General features: G+C 59.6%; 13 protein-coding genes. 5 read left to right on the top strand and 8 right to left on the bottom strand.

What is annotated here, in order from left to right:
• Positions 1-98 precede the first annotated feature (98 nt).
• The 5 genes from BTN45_RS13765 (at position 99) to BTN45_RS13745 (ending at position 4,546) form a co-directional block, all read left to right on the top strand.
• Positions 99-860: an SURF1 family protein gene (locus tag BTN45_RS13765; RefSeq protein WP_207588305.1), complete on the top strand. Its 762-nt coding sequence runs from the start codon at positions 99-101 to the stop codon at positions 858-860.
• A 113-nt stretch (positions 861-973) separates the two neighbouring features.
• Positions 974-2,194: a phosphopentomutase gene (locus BTN45_RS13760; RefSeq protein WP_207588303.1), complete on the top strand. Its 1,221-nt coding sequence runs from the start codon at positions 974-976 to the stop codon at positions 2,192-2,194.
• The gene (locus tag BTN45_RS13755) at positions 2,191-3,168 is read left to right on the top strand and encodes an adenosine deaminase (protein ID WP_207588301.1); all 978 of its coding nucleotides are present in this window, start codon (positions 2,191-2,193) and stop codon (positions 3,166-3,168) included. The genes BTN45_RS13760 and BTN45_RS13755 overlap by 4 nt, the downstream gene beginning before the upstream one ends.
• A 95-nt stretch (positions 3,169-3,263) precedes the next feature.
• Positions 3,264-3,893 carry a uracil phosphoribosyltransferase gene (gene upp / locus BTN45_RS13750; protein WP_004439188.1) on the top strand — a complete coding sequence of 210 codons (630 nt, stop codon included), beginning with the start codon at positions 3,264-3,266 and terminating at the stop codon, positions 3,891-3,893.
• Between the two features lie 131 nt (positions 3,894-4,024).
• A complete protein-coding gene (locus tag BTN45_RS13745; protein WP_004439183.1) occupies positions 4,025-4,546 on the top strand; it encodes a TIGR02281 family clan AA aspartic protease in 522 nt (173 codons plus the stop codon).
• Here BTN45_RS13745 and deoA read toward each other — a convergent pair.
• The 8 genes from deoA to BTN45_RS13705 form a co-directional block, all read right to left on the bottom strand.
• Positions 4,539-5,855, bottom strand: a complete 1,317-nt coding sequence (deoA, locus tag BTN45_RS13740) for a thymidine phosphorylase (RefSeq protein WP_207588299.1) — start codon at positions 5,853-5,855, stop codon at positions 4,539-4,541. The two genes, BTN45_RS13745 and deoA, sit on opposite strands and share 8 nt — an antisense overlap.
• On the bottom strand, positions 5,852-6,625 hold the full coding sequence (gene deoC, locus BTN45_RS13735) for a deoxyribose-phosphate aldolase (protein WP_022555369.1): 774 nt from the start codon (positions 6,623-6,625) through the stop codon (positions 5,852-5,854). Before deoC ends, deoA begins: the two co-directional genes overlap by 4 nt.
• Before the next feature lie 2 nt (positions 6,626-6,627).
• Positions 6,628-7,428: a purine-nucleoside phosphorylase gene (locus BTN45_RS13730; RefSeq protein WP_006699811.1), complete on the bottom strand. Its 801-nt coding sequence runs from the start codon at positions 7,426-7,428 to the stop codon at positions 6,628-6,630.
• Positions 7,428-7,844, bottom strand: a complete 417-nt coding sequence (locus BTN45_RS13725; protein ID WP_004439175.1) for a cytidine deaminase — start codon at positions 7,842-7,844, stop codon at positions 7,428-7,430. Before BTN45_RS13725 ends, BTN45_RS13730 begins: the two co-directional genes overlap by 1 nt.
• Before the next feature lie 4 nt (positions 7,845-7,848).
• The gene (locus BTN45_RS13720; protein ID WP_004439173.1) at positions 7,849-8,820 is read right to left on the bottom strand and encodes an ABC transporter permease; all 972 of its coding nucleotides are present in this window, start codon (positions 8,818-8,820) and stop codon (positions 7,849-7,851) included.
• Positions 8,821-8,826: 6 nt separating this feature from the next.
• Complete coding sequence (locus tag BTN45_RS13715; RefSeq protein ID WP_004439171.1) at positions 8,827-9,930, bottom strand: ABC transporter permease; 1,104 nt, start codon at positions 9,928-9,930, stop codon at positions 8,827-8,829.
• A 7-nt stretch (positions 9,931-9,937) separates the two neighbouring features.
• A complete protein-coding gene (locus BTN45_RS13710) occupies positions 9,938-11,443 on the bottom strand; it encodes an ABC transporter ATP-binding protein (RefSeq protein ID WP_207588297.1) in 1,506 nt (501 codons plus the stop codon).
• A gap of 82 nt (positions 11,444-11,525) precedes the next feature.
• The gene (locus tag BTN45_RS13705; RefSeq protein WP_004439166.1) at positions 11,526-12,518 is read right to left on the bottom strand and encodes a BMP family ABC transporter substrate-binding protein; all 993 of its coding nucleotides are present in this window, start codon (positions 12,516-12,518) and stop codon (positions 11,526-11,528) included.
• Between the last annotated feature and the right edge of the window lie 202 nt (positions 12,519-12,720).

Raw genomic sequence — 12,720 nt, 5'->3', positions numbered from 1 at the left:
ATTTATGGGGTTATCTGCTGGAAGAAGCGCATTCGGGGCGATGAGGCCCGGTCAGGTGGACGACACCTCTGCCAGACACGCTTCTCAAGGACCGTGACATGACCAAAACAACGCCCCCCAAGCGCGGCATTCGCCCCGCAGCCATCGTCGTTCTGTTTCTGACCGTCGTCCTGACAGGGCTGCTGCTGGCTCTTGGAACCTGGCAGGTCAAAAGGCTTTCCTGGAAGCTCGACCTGATTGAGCGTGTCGAGGCCCGTGTGCACGCAGAACCCACCGAAGCGCCCGCCGCCGGGCAGTGGCCGGCGCTCGGCGAGCCAGCGGAGTACGAATATCGCCGTGTGAGACTTTCGGGCACTTTCCTCAACGACAAAGAGGTCCAGGTCTATACCGTTACCGATCTCGGCCCGGGTTACTGGATCATGACACCGCTGAGACGGGATGATGGCACGAGCATCATCGTCAATCGCGGCTTCGTCCCGTCCGACAGGCGAGACCCGTCATCGCGACAGGAAGGTCAGCCGGCAGGCCGCGCGGAGGTCATCGGGCTGATGCGTGCCCCCGAAACAGGCGGGCTTTTCCTCCGCACCAATGACCCCGCAAATGGACGCTGGTACTCCCGCAATATTCCGCAGATATCGCAGGCCTCCGGCCTTTCGGGCGTCGCACCGTTTTATGTCGATGCCGATGCGGCGCCCAATCCCGGCGGTCTGCCGGTCGGTGGCAAGACCATGCTTACCTTCCCCAACAACCATCTCTCCTACGCCATTACCTGGTACATTCTCGCGGCCATGGTCGTCGCGGCGGGCTGGTATGTGCTGCGCAATCTGAACGCCCCGAGGTCAAAGCGGGGCAAGGATTGAGCGGCCGGTTTTACCGGATGGTTCACAAAACCCCTTCCTTCTTCACGTTTTGCTGATCTATAACGACAGTTCGGCCTGACATGCCCGTCGGCGCAGCTTCGTTTCGGTGAGTTATGGCAAGAGCATTTCTTCTCGTTCTGGATTCCTTCGGCGTCGGCGGTGCGCCGGATGCGGAGCACTATGGCGATCTTGGAGCGAATACGCTCGGTCACATCGCGGAATTCTGCGCTGCCGGTGCAGCTGACAGAACGGGACTACGGTCCGGACCGCTGAAGCTGCCGAACATGTGTTCACTCGGCCTGCTGGAGATCGCAAGGCAGGCAAGTGGTGACATTCCCGCCGGCATGGAGGCGCCGGAACGCATTTTTGGCCTGCATGGCTGCGCCAGCGAGGTTTCGAAGGGCAAGGACACTCCGTCCGGTCACTGGGAGATCGCGGGAACGCCGGTGACGTTCGACTGGGGATATTTTCCGACGGAGGGCGATGCGTTTTCGCCGGAACTGGTGAAAGCGATCTGCGAGGAGGCGGATCTTCCGGGTATTCTCGGCAATTGCCATGCTTCCGGCACCGAGATCATCGCGCGGTTCGGCGAAGAACATATCCGGAGCGGCAAGCCGATCTGTTACACATCTTCGGATTCCGTGTTCCAGATTGCCGCGCACGAAACGCATTTTGGCCTGGGGCGGCTCATCACGCTCTGCGAGACGGTACGCAAGCTGCTCGATCCGCTGAACATAGGCCGCGTCATCGCGCGCCCCTTCGTCGGCGAAACGGTCGCGACCTTCGAACGCACCGGCAACCGCCGCGATTTTTCCGTGCTGCCACCGGAGCCTACTCTGCTCGACCGGCTTGTGGAGGCCGGCCGAAAAGTGCACGCCATCGGCAAGATCGGCGATATCTATGCCCACCAGGGCGTTTCACGCGTCATCAAGGCAAACGGCAACGCCGCCCTGATGGATGCGACGCTGCAGGCTATCGACGAGGCAGAAAACGGCGATCTCGTCTTTACCAATTTCGTCGATTTCGACATGCTTTATGGCCATCGGCGCGACGTTGCCGGTTACGCCGCCGCCCTTGAGGCTTTCGATGCGCGAATTCCCGAAATCCACCGCAAGATGGCGCCTGGCGATATCGCTCTTCTTACCGCCGATCACGGCTGCGACCCCACATGGCGGGGCACGGACCACACACGGGAAAGGGTGCCGATCATGGCATTCGGCCCGGGCATTCGCTCGCGCGATGTCGGCATTCGTTCAAGCTACGCCGATATCGGCGAAAGCATCGCCCACCATCTAGGTATCGAGGCCGGTTCTCACGGCAGGAGCTTCATTTGACATCGCATTTGCTGAAGGCGGAAATTCACTGCCACATCGAAGGTGCGGCCCCGCCCGCCCTCGTCGCGAAACAGGCTGAGAAATACGGAATCGACACCAGCAGCTTTCTGCGGGACGGCCAATATGTATGGTCGGATTTCGCCGAATTCATTCGTTGTTATGATGCGGTGGCGCAAGTGTTCAAGACGGATGAGGATTATGCCGTTCTGACCGAGGCCTATCTGACCGAACTCGCAGAAGCCAATACCATCTATAGCGAACTGATCATTTCGCCCGACCATGGCGACCGCATCGGGCTTGGCGCCGACGCTTATCTGGCCGGCATTGCCGAAGGCATCCGGATTGCAAAAGAGAAGACGGGTATCGAAACCCGCATCATCGTCACAGGCGAGCGGCACTTCGGTCCGGAGCGAGTGATCGCCGCGGCCGAATATGCGGCGCGCACCCAACATCCGCTGGTGACGGGGTTCAACATGGCGGGCGAGGAGCGTATGGGCCGCGTCGCCGATTATGCGCGCGCCTTCGATATCGCACGCGATGCCGGCCTTGGATTGACCATTCATGCCGGCGAGGTTTGCGGGCCGGAAAGCGTGGCCGATGCACTTGATCTCGTCAAACCATCCCGCATCGGGCATGGCGTGCGGGCAATCGAGAATGCCGGTCTCGTTGCACGGCTCGCCGAAACCGGAACAGTCCTTGAAGTCTGTCCCGGCTCCAATATTGCGCTCAAGGTCTATCCCGACTTCGCCAGCCATCCGCTGAGAGCCCTCAGCGACGCGGGAGTGCGGGTCTGCATCAACTCCGACGACCCGCCATTCTTCTTTACATCACTTGCACGGGAATATGCGCTGGCCGCCGACGAGTTCGGCTTCAGCGATGGCGAGATAAACCGCATGACCCGCACCGCACTGGAATGTGCCTTCGTTGACGAGGCAACGCGCGGAAGGCTGCTTAAAAAACTCGACGGCGCCTGATGCAGCTGTTGGCAGGGTAAAACCACGAAGAAGGCTTGCGAAAAGCCGACTTTCGGTCAATTACAGGGGCACAAGAAAAAAGGAAGGCCAGTTTCATGGACGGCGTCACAGTCATCGAACATCCGCTGGTGCGGCACAAACTCACCATCATGCGCAAGAAGGAAACCTCCACAGCCGGCTTCCGCCGCCTGCTCAGGGAGATTTCGACGCTGCTCTGCTATGAAGTGACGCGCGATCTTGAAATGACGATGGAAACCATCGATACGCCGCTCGAGACCATTCAGGCACCGGTGCTGGAAGGCAAGAAGCTGGTTTTCGCCTCCATTCTGCGCGCCGGCAACGGCCTTCTGGAAGGCATGCTCGAACTGGTGCCTTCGGCGCGCGTTGCCCATGTCGGCGTCTATCGCGACCACGATACGCTTGAGGCCGTCGAATATTATTTCAAGGCTCCCGAAAGCCTCGATGCCCGTCTGGTCATCGTTGTCGACCCCATGCTGGCGACCGGCAACTCCTCCATCGCCGCCGTGGAAAAGCTAAAGGAGCGTGGTGCGAAGAACATCCGCTTCCTGTGTCTTCTGGCAGCCCCCGAAGGCATCAAGAATTTCCGTGAGGCACATCCCGATGTGCCGATCTACACCGCCGCGATCGACAGGCATTTGAACGAGAAGGGTTACATTGTCCCCGGCCTCGGTGATGCCGGCGACCGCATGTACGGCACCAAGTAACCATTCATCATCGCTTAACCTTTTACGCCATTCGCCGCCCGATCAGCGGCGGGTGGCTTTTTCTTTTAAGATTTCGGCATGTTTTGCGTCTATTCTTGCCAGGGGTAACCGGCCCTCGGAGGAGTGAAGACTTGCTGGCGCGCGCGATTTTTCTGCTTGTTGGCCTTTCCATCGGCGCCACACAAATACCCGTTCTGATGGACAAATTTCAGCCGCGCCCGGAAAGCAGCGTAGCAAAAACCGAAATTGTGGCCGAAGCAGCCAAACCCCAGCCTGTTTCGTTGGGCGGAGTCAATCTGAAAGCTGACGCCCGCGGCCACTTCAACGCCACCTTTCGTATCAACGGCAAATCATTCGACGGACTTATCGACACCGGTGCTTCAACGGTTGCCATCAATGAGACGATTGCACGTCGGCTCGGATACGGCGTCAACAGTCTGGATTTCAAATACGCGATCTCAACCGCCAACGGTCAGACCATGGCCGCCTATGTGAAGCTCGACCGGGTGGAGATAGGCACGATCCGCGTGCAGAATGTCGACGCCATGGTGCTGAAGGACAATGCACTGAGCAACATGCTGGTCGGCATGAGCTTCCTGAAGCAATTATCGTCGTTCAAGGTTTCTGGCGGCGAAATGCGGCTGGTCAGGTGATACGCTCGAGAACGGGTGCAGCGACTTCCGGCGCGTCGTCGCTGATTCCATAGCAGGCCGTTATCGCTTTAATGGCGTAGGCTGCGTCTTCTCCGGACGCTGCATGGACAATGGCAATCGGTTCTCCCTTTTCCACCTTCATCCCAAGCGGCAGGATATTCGAAATACCAACGGCGGGATTGATCCTGTCCGAGGGTTTTCGTCTGCCGCCGCCAAGTCCGACGACGGCGATGCCGAGTTCGCGCGTTGCGCAGGATGTCAGCCAGCCGCTGCTCACGGCCTGGACCGGAAGAGTGACTGGCGCGGACGGCAGATAAAGGAAAGGATTTTCAACGAAATCCGTTGGCCCGCCCAATGCCGAAATCATTCGCGCGAAAATTTCCATTGCCCGGCCGGAGGAGAGGGCGGCCGACGCCAGTGCTGCGCCTTCTTCCAGTGTGGCCGTTTTTTGAGCCTGCACGAGCATTTCCGCCGCGAAAGACAGAACCACGTTTTCCAGACGGCTGCCAGCCTTGCGACCAGCCAGAAAATCGAGACAATTGACGATTTCAACGGCATTGCCGGCGGCATCGCCGAGCGGCTGGTTCATATCTGTTATCAGCGCCGTTGTCGGCAAACCTGCGCCAACAGCCACATCGACCAGCGCGCGGGCGAGCGTTCGTGCATCGTCAATGCTTTGCATAAAGGCGCCGTTGCCGACCTTGACATCAAGCACAAGCGTCTGCAGCCCGGCCGCCAGCTTCTTCGACAGGATGGAAGCCGTAATCAGCGGTATGGAATCGACCGTCGCGGTCACATCGCGAATGGCATAGAGGCGTCTGTCAGCGGGGGCGAGGCCACCCGTCTGACCGATGATGGCACAGCCGACCGTCTTCACCGCCCGGCGAAACAGAACCTCGTCCGGCATGACATTGTAACCGGGAATCGCTTCCAGCTTGTCCAGCGTGCCGCCGGTATGCCCAAGGCCCCTGCCGGAAATCATCGGCACAGCGAGACCACAGGCGGCTACGATCGGGGCGAGCATCAGAGAGACATTGTCTCCAACGCCACCGGTCGAGTGCTTGTCGGCAACCGGCCTGCCGATATCGCTCCAGGACAGGACATCACCGCTGTCACGCATGGCAAGTGTCAATGCCACCATCTCATCCCGATTCATGCCACGGAAAAACACCGCCATGGCAAAAGCCGCCGCCTGCCCTTCCGAGATGCCGTCTTTCGACAGCGCTTCGATGAATGCGGCGATCTCCTGCGGCGAGAGCGCCAGGCCATCGCGTTTGCGGCGGATGGTTTCCTGCGGGATCAAGCTCAATACCCGCTGGCGGTCCTGGCGGGCTCTCCGCCGGCCAGAACGTTCAGCACGTCGTCAAGGAGACCTGAAGCGCCGAAACGGAACGTCGAAGGCATGGCCCAGTTCGGCGCCATGATGGTTTCCGCCAGCCGCAGGTAAAGTGTCGCGTCCTCCACGGTACCGATCCCGCCGGCCGGCTTGAAGCCCACCTTCTGTTTGCTGTCGCGGATCGCCTGCAACATGATGTCAGCCGCCTCCAGCGTGGCGTTGACGGCAACCTTTCCTGTCGAGGTCTTGATGAAATCGGCGCCTTCGGCGATTGAAATTTCGGAAGCCCGACGGATCAGGGCCCTGTCCTTCAGCTCGCCGGTTTCGAGAATGACCTTGAGCAGCACGGGTGTAGCGCAGGCCTTGCGAACGGCGGCCACCATGTCGGAAACCGCGGTTTCATCGCCCGCGATGAATTTGCGATAGGGAATGACAAGATCGATTTCATCCGCACCGTCGCGGATCGCCACCTCGGTTTCCGCGACCACGGTTGCGACATCAAGATCACCCGACGGAAAATTGACGACCGTTGCAATGCGGATCGTGTGGTCCTTTCCGAAGGCGGCGCGCGCCTGCGCCACGAAACGCGGCCAGATGCAGATGGCGGCCGTATTGCCAAACTCCGTATGCGCCCGCTGGCAAAGCGCGGCGATCTGCTGTGGCGTGCAGTCTTCCTTGAGGTTGGTGAGGTCCAGCAAGGACAAAGTGAGGGCAGCCGCTTCGCGCGGACGCTGGAGTTCCATGGTCACGCTCCTCCTGCGATCATTTCCTTCAGAATGGCGGCAAGCCTTTTGCCACCCACGGGAGCCATGTCCTTGGTTTCTTCATGGCTCAGTTCCGCGCCGGTCATGCCGGCACCGTAATTGGTAATAACCGATGCGGCAGCGACGCGCATCCCGAAAAAGCGCGCAAGGATGACTTCCGGCACGGTAGACATGCCCACGGCATCCGCCCCCAGCAGACGCGCCATGCGGATTTCCGCCGGTGTTTCGAAGCTGGGGCCAGAGAACCACATATAGACACCGCCGAACAATGGCACCGTCGCACGGATGGCGGCATTGCGCATGGCAAGCATAAGATCAGGATCATAAGCCGTCGTCATGCCGACGAAGCGGCGGTCGCTTTCCTCACCGATCAGCGGGTTCATGCCGGAATAATTGATGTGATCGGTGATCTGCATGACGGAGCCGGGTGGCATATCCTGCCTGACCGAACCCGCCGAATTGGTGAGGATGAGCGACTGCACGCCCAGGCCGGCGAGCGCTTCGATGACCGGGCGCATCGCTGCGGGATCACCCTTTTCGTAGAAATGGACCCGACCCGACAGCATCATGACGGGCTCACCGCCGAGATAACCGGCCACCAGTTCGCCCGCATGGCCGGAAACGCCGCCAGCGGGAAAGCCGGGCAGCTCGGCGTAAGGAATGCGGATCGGCTCGCTCACCTCTTCCACCAGCGATCCCAGACCGGAGCCAAGCACGATGGCGACGCGCGGCATGAGGCCGTTCAGGCGGTCCACCAGAATGTCGATCAAACCGTCGGTCATCAGGGCAGCTCGGTCTTGAAGACGGAGGGTAGCAGCTCTTCCATGGTCATGACCTTCTGGACGCCGGTTTCGTCACAAAGATAAATCTTTGTCTCCGGCGTGGCGAACTCGGCGATCTTCTGGCGGCAGCCGCCACAAGGAGAGCAGAGCGGCAGCTTCTCGGCGATAACGGCGACTTCATTGATCTTTTTCGCCCCGCCCATGATCATGGCGCTGATGGCTGATGGTTCTGCGCACCAGCCCTGCGGGAAGGAGATGTTCTCGATATTGGCGCCCTTGTAGATCTTGCCGTCTTCGGCGCGGATTGCCGCACCGACGGGAAATTTTGAATAGGGGGCATGGGCGAAGGCCATGGCCTCTACTGCCGCCTCAAACAGGGCATGGGCCTGCGGATCGGATTTCGGGTCGGAGGACATGGGGTTAACGCTCCTTCGCATAAGCAACGCCACCGGCCTTCGGGGGCTTGGCAACGCCGATGAAACCCGCAAGCAGGATGCAGGTCAGAATATAGGGCATGGCCTGGAATATCTGCACCGGCACTTCGCCGATGCCAGGCACGGATTTACCCTGCATGAAGTTCGCGACAGCATCCAGAAAACCGAACAGAAGGCAGGCGAACATGACTGGCACCGGCTTCCATTTCGCAAAGATCAACGCTGCGAGCGCGATGTAGCCCTTGCCCGCCGACATGTTGGCGATGAAAGCAGCGGATTGAGCCACAGCAAGATAGGCGCCCGAAAAACCGCAGAGAAAACCGGCGACAATGACAGCGCGGAAGCGCATCCATGTCACCGAAATACCAGCCGTATCGACAGCGCCCGGATTTTCACCGACCGCGCGCAGGCGCAGGCCGAAACGCGTTCGGTAAAGCACCCACCAGGACAGCGGCACCGCCAGGAAGGCAAGATAGGTGAGGATGTTGTTGCCGGAAATGACGTTTGCATAGAGCGGGCCGATGAAGGGAACCTCGCGCATGGCATCAGCGCCGGGCAGGATGATCGGGGCAAAACGCCCCTCGCCCGGAAGCTGCGGTGTGCGTCCGCCCTGGCCAAACCAGGCCTGTCCCAGTACCACGGTCAGGCCGGCGGCAATGAAGTTCAACGCCACGCCCGACACGATCTGGTTGCCGCGATTGGTGATGACGGCAAAGCCGTGGATCAGCGAGAACAGGATCGAGACGGCAATACCGGCCAAGAGGCCAGCCCAGGGGTTCGCCGTGATATAGGCAACGCAGGCGGAAGCGAAGGCCGCTGCCAGCATCTTGCCCTCAAGGCCGATATCGAACACGCCGGCCCGCTCGGAAAAGAGCCCGGCCAGTGCGGTAAAGAGAAGCGGAATGGTGAGACGAACGGTCGAGCCCAGAATGCTGACCAGCATATCGAAGAAATCCATGTCAGCTCACCCCTTTGCCAGACGCTGGTAAATGCGGACGATTGCAGGCCGGTACATATATTCCAGCGCGCCGGCGAAAAGGATCACAAGACCCTGAATGACCACGATCATCTCGCGGGTAATGTTGGGCATCTCGAAGGAAAGGTCTGCGCCGCCCTGATAGAGAATGCCGAACAGCAATGCCGCGAAGATGATGCCGAGCGGATGGCTTCGGCCCATCAGCGACACGGCGATACCGACGAAGCCCGCACCGGCGACGAATTCCACCTGCAGACGGGCCGACGCGCCCATAACCGGGTTCAGCGCCATCATGCCCGCCAGACCGCCTGAGATGAGCATGGCGATGATGACGGTGCGTGCATAGGGAATACCGGCATAAATGGCGGCGGAGGGGCTGATGCCGAGCGTGCGCATTTCATAACCGAGCTTGGTGCGCCAGATGAGCACCCACACCAGAAAACACATCACCAGCGCTATCAGGAAGGAGACGTTAAACGGCGCCGGACCAAGCTTCAGGCCGAAGAGCGCCATCAGCCAGTCGAGTTTCGGCAATTGGCCGCCCGGCAGAAAAGTGCGGGTTTCCGGCGCCATCTTGCCGGGCACGATCAGCACGTTCACCAGCAGGTAAACCATCAAGGCCGCAGCAATGAAGTTGAACATGATGGTGGTGATGACCACGTGACTGCCGCGTTTTGCCTGCAACCAGGCCGGAATGAAGGCCCAGGCAGCGCCAAAAACAGCAGCGCCGATGACGGCGAAGGGCATCGTCACGTACCATGGCACATAACGATCGAGTGCCAGCGCCACCAGCGCCGCGCCAAGGCCGCCGACATAGGCCTGACCTTCGGAGCCGATATTGAAGAGCCCGGCATGGAACGCGACGGCGACCGAGAGGCCGGTGAAGATGAAACTCGTCGTATAAAACAGCGTGAAGCCGATGGCATCACCACGGCCGAGCGCCCCTTCGATCAGCAGGCGCAGCGCTGCCAGCGGGTTTTCACCGATGGACCAGACAACGAGGCCGGAAATCAGAAAGGCGGTAACGACATTGAGAAACGGCAGGAGGCCGTAGGTAATCCAGTTTGGCAGCGGTACGGAAGCGGTGCTCATTCATGCCTCATGCGGCGATGCCGGCCATCATCAGGCCCAGCGTCTGTTCTTCGGCTTCCGCCGTTTTTTCTCCGACGACCCGGCCTGCGAACATGACCATGATCCTGTCCGACAGCGACCGGATTTCATCGAGTTCGACGGAAACCAGCAAAATCGCCTTGCCAGCATCGCGCATTTCGATGATGCGGCGATGAATGAATTCGATCGCGCCGATATCCACGCCGCGTGTCGGCTGGCCGATGATCAGCATCTTGGGGTCACGCTCGATTTCACGGGCGACAACGATCTTCTGCTGGTTGCCGCCGGAAAAGTTGGCGGTCTTCAGCTGCGGGTTTGGCGGGCGGATATCGTATTTCTCGATCTTCTCGACCGCATCCCTGCGAATGGCCTCGGGGTTGAGGAACGGCCCTTTGCCGTACCTTTCGTCGTGATGATAACCGAGGATGGAGTTTTCATATTCCTCGAATTTCAGCACCAGCCCCATGTGATGGCGGTCTTCCGGGATATGGGCGAGGCCAAGCCTGCGTAAAATTGCGGGATCGGGGCGATCCACCTTCTGTCCGTCGATCCAGATTTCGCCGGAATAGGGCTTTCGGATGCCGGCGATGGCTTCCAGCAGCTCCGACTGGCCGTTGCCTGCGACACCGGCAATGCCGACGATTTCCCCGGCGCGGACATCCAGCGAAACGTCATCCACCATGGTGACGCCGCGGCTATCCTTGACGGTGAGATTGCGGATCGACAAAAGAACGTCGCCCGGCGTCGTTTCGCCCTTTTCCACCCGCAGCAGCACCCGTCTGCCGACCATGAGTTCGGCCAGCTCCTCGACGCTCGTTTCGGAGGTTTTCCGGGTCGCCACCATCTCGCCGCGACGCATGACGGAGACGGAGTCCGTGATCGCCATGATCTCGCGCAGCTTATGGGTGATGAGAATGACTGTCTTGCCCTGATCACGCAACACGCCGAGGATCTTGAACAGGTGATCGGCCTCTGCCGGCGTCAGAACGCCGGTCGGCTCGTCAAGGATCAGGATTTCCGCGCCACGATACATGGCTTTCAGAATTTCGACGCGCTGCTGGAGGCCGACTGGCAATTCCTCGATCACCGCATCGGGATCGACTTCCAGTCCATAATCGTCCTCCAGGCGCTTCAGCTCCCTGCGTGCACCAGCCCGGCCATTGGCCAGCAGCGCACCGCCTTCTGCGCCCAGCATGACATTTTCCAGCACGGTAAAATTTTCGACCAGCATGAAGTGCTGATGCACCATGCCGATACCGGCATTGATGGCGGCCTGACTGTCGCGGATCGAAACCGGCGTGCCGTTCACCCGGATTTCACCGGCATCCGCCTGGTAAAAACCGTAGAGGATCGACATCAAAGTCGACTTTCCGGCACCGTTTTCCCCGATGATGCCGTGGATCGTACCCCTGGCAATTGTCAGATTGATGTTCTTGTTGGCGTGTACGGCACCGAATTTCTTGTCGATGCCCACGAGTTCGATTGCAGGGTCCATATTCAAACCGAAACCTCTCCGAAGGCTGGATATGAAAAGGGCGCAAGATGAAAAACATCATGCGCCCCAGCCACATATCATATCATTTCGGGCAGGAATTGTCCGCCATGTAATCATGGACCTTGACGGCGCCGGAGATGATGTCGGCTTTGGCCTTGTCCACGGCAGCAGTCATTTCAGGCGTGATGAGCGCCTTGTTGTTATCATCGAGCGCGTAGGCAACGCCGTCTTCCTTGACGCCGAGAGCGACGATGCCAGGCGTGAACTTGTCATCCTTGGCGTCCTTATAGGCGTTGTAAACGGCCAGATCGACGCGCTTGACCATCGAGGTCAGAACCGAACCGGGATGCAGGTGGTTCTGGTTGGAATCGACGCCGATCGAGAATTTCTTGTTGTCGGCGGCAGTCTGGAGCACGCCGATACCGGTCGCACCGGCTGCCGCGTAAATCACGTCCGCGCCCTGATCGATCTGGTTTTTGGTAAGCTCGCCGCCGCGCACAGGGTCGTTCCAGGCAGCGCCGGTGGTGCCGGTCATGTTCTGGAAGACTTCGATTTTGTCGTTGGCAGCCTTGGCGCCTTGAGCGTAACCACAGGCGAACTTGCGGATCAGCGGAATGTCCATGCCGCCGATAAACCCGACCTTGCCGGTCTTGGAAGCCATGCCGGCCAGCAGACCGACGAGGTAAGAACCTTCGTGCTCCTTGTAGACGACCGAGCGGACGTTCGGCAGTTCAACGACGGAATCGACGATGACGAACTTGGTGTCGGGGAACTCGGCGGCAACCTTTTCCATGGCCGACGTCCAGGCGAAGGATACGGCGACGACAGGGTTGAAACCCTTGCTGGCGAAGTTGCGGATGGCCTGTTCGCCCTGCGTGTCGCTGGTCGGTTCGAAGTCGCGGAATTCGATGCCCGTTTCCGCCTTGAACTTTTCAGCGCCGGCCGCAGCGGCCTCGTTGAACGACTTGTCGAACTTGCCGCCCGTGCCATAGACCAGCGCAGGCTTGATATCCGCGGCGAGCGCGGAGGCCGACATCGCGGCAAGCGCAAAAAGCGTCAGAAGGGATTTTTTCATTGTGCAGCCCTGTTGTTGCAATTGATATTTTAAGGGTCCTCCCGCAATCCCGTTTCCCGGGAATGTCTGCGGAACCGCCAGCCGTTATACCGGCTGTGCTTGCCTCATATCCTTGCATGGCTCAATGAAAAATTCATCCGGTTTTTTTGACCCGGTGGAAAAACTTTGATCTGGCGATTTTTTAGTCTTTCCACCGGGCAGA

It is taken from the genome of Rhizobium sp. ZX09, assembly GCF_017357485.1.
Lineage (GTDB): Bacteria > Pseudomonadota > Alphaproteobacteria > Rhizobiales > Rhizobiaceae > Agrobacterium > Agrobacterium pusense.
The sequence above is the reverse complement of the archived record's forward strand: the minus strand, read 5'-3'. Positions and strand labels throughout refer to the sequence as shown.

What these genes read in the sequence shown, in the direction of transcription:
- BTN45_RS13765 (WP_207588305.1), top strand. Translation starts at nt 99, where the DNA reads ATGACCAAAACAACGCCCCCCAAGCGCGGCATTCGCCCCGCAGCCATC.
- BTN45_RS13760 (WP_207588303.1), top strand. Translation starts at nt 974, where the DNA reads ATGGCAAGAGCATTTCTTCTCGTTCTGGATTCCTTCGGCGTCGGCGGT.
- upp (WP_004439188.1), top strand. Translation starts at nt 3,264, where the DNA reads ATGGACGGCGTCACAGTCATCGAACATCCGCTGGTGCGGCACAAACTC.
- deoC (WP_022555369.1), bottom strand. Translation starts at nt 6,625, where the DNA reads ATGGAACTCCAGCGTCCGCGCGAAGCGGCTGCCCTCACTTTGTCCTTG.
- BTN45_RS13730 (WP_006699811.1), bottom strand. Translation starts at nt 7,428, where the DNA reads ATGACCGACGGTTTGATCGACATTCTGGTGGACCGCCTGAACGGCCTC.
- BTN45_RS13725 (WP_004439175.1), bottom strand. Translation starts at nt 7,844, where the DNA reads ATGTCCTCCGACCCGAAATCCGATCCGCAGGCCCATGCCCTGTTTGAG.
- BTN45_RS13720 (WP_004439173.1), bottom strand. Translation starts at nt 8,820, where the DNA reads ATGGATTTCTTCGATATGCTGGTCAGCATTCTGGGCTCGACCGTTCGT.
- BTN45_RS13715 (WP_004439171.1), bottom strand. Translation starts at nt 9,930, where the DNA reads ATGAGCACCGCTTCCGTACCGCTGCCAAACTGGATTACCTACGGCCTC.
- BTN45_RS13710 (WP_207588297.1), bottom strand. Translation starts at nt 11,443, where the DNA reads ATGGACCCTGCAATCGAACTCGTGGGCATCGACAAGAAATTCGGTGCC.
- BTN45_RS13705 (WP_004439166.1), bottom strand. Translation starts at nt 12,518, where the DNA reads ATGAAAAAATCCCTTCTGACGCTTTTTGCGCTTGCCGCGATGTCGGCC.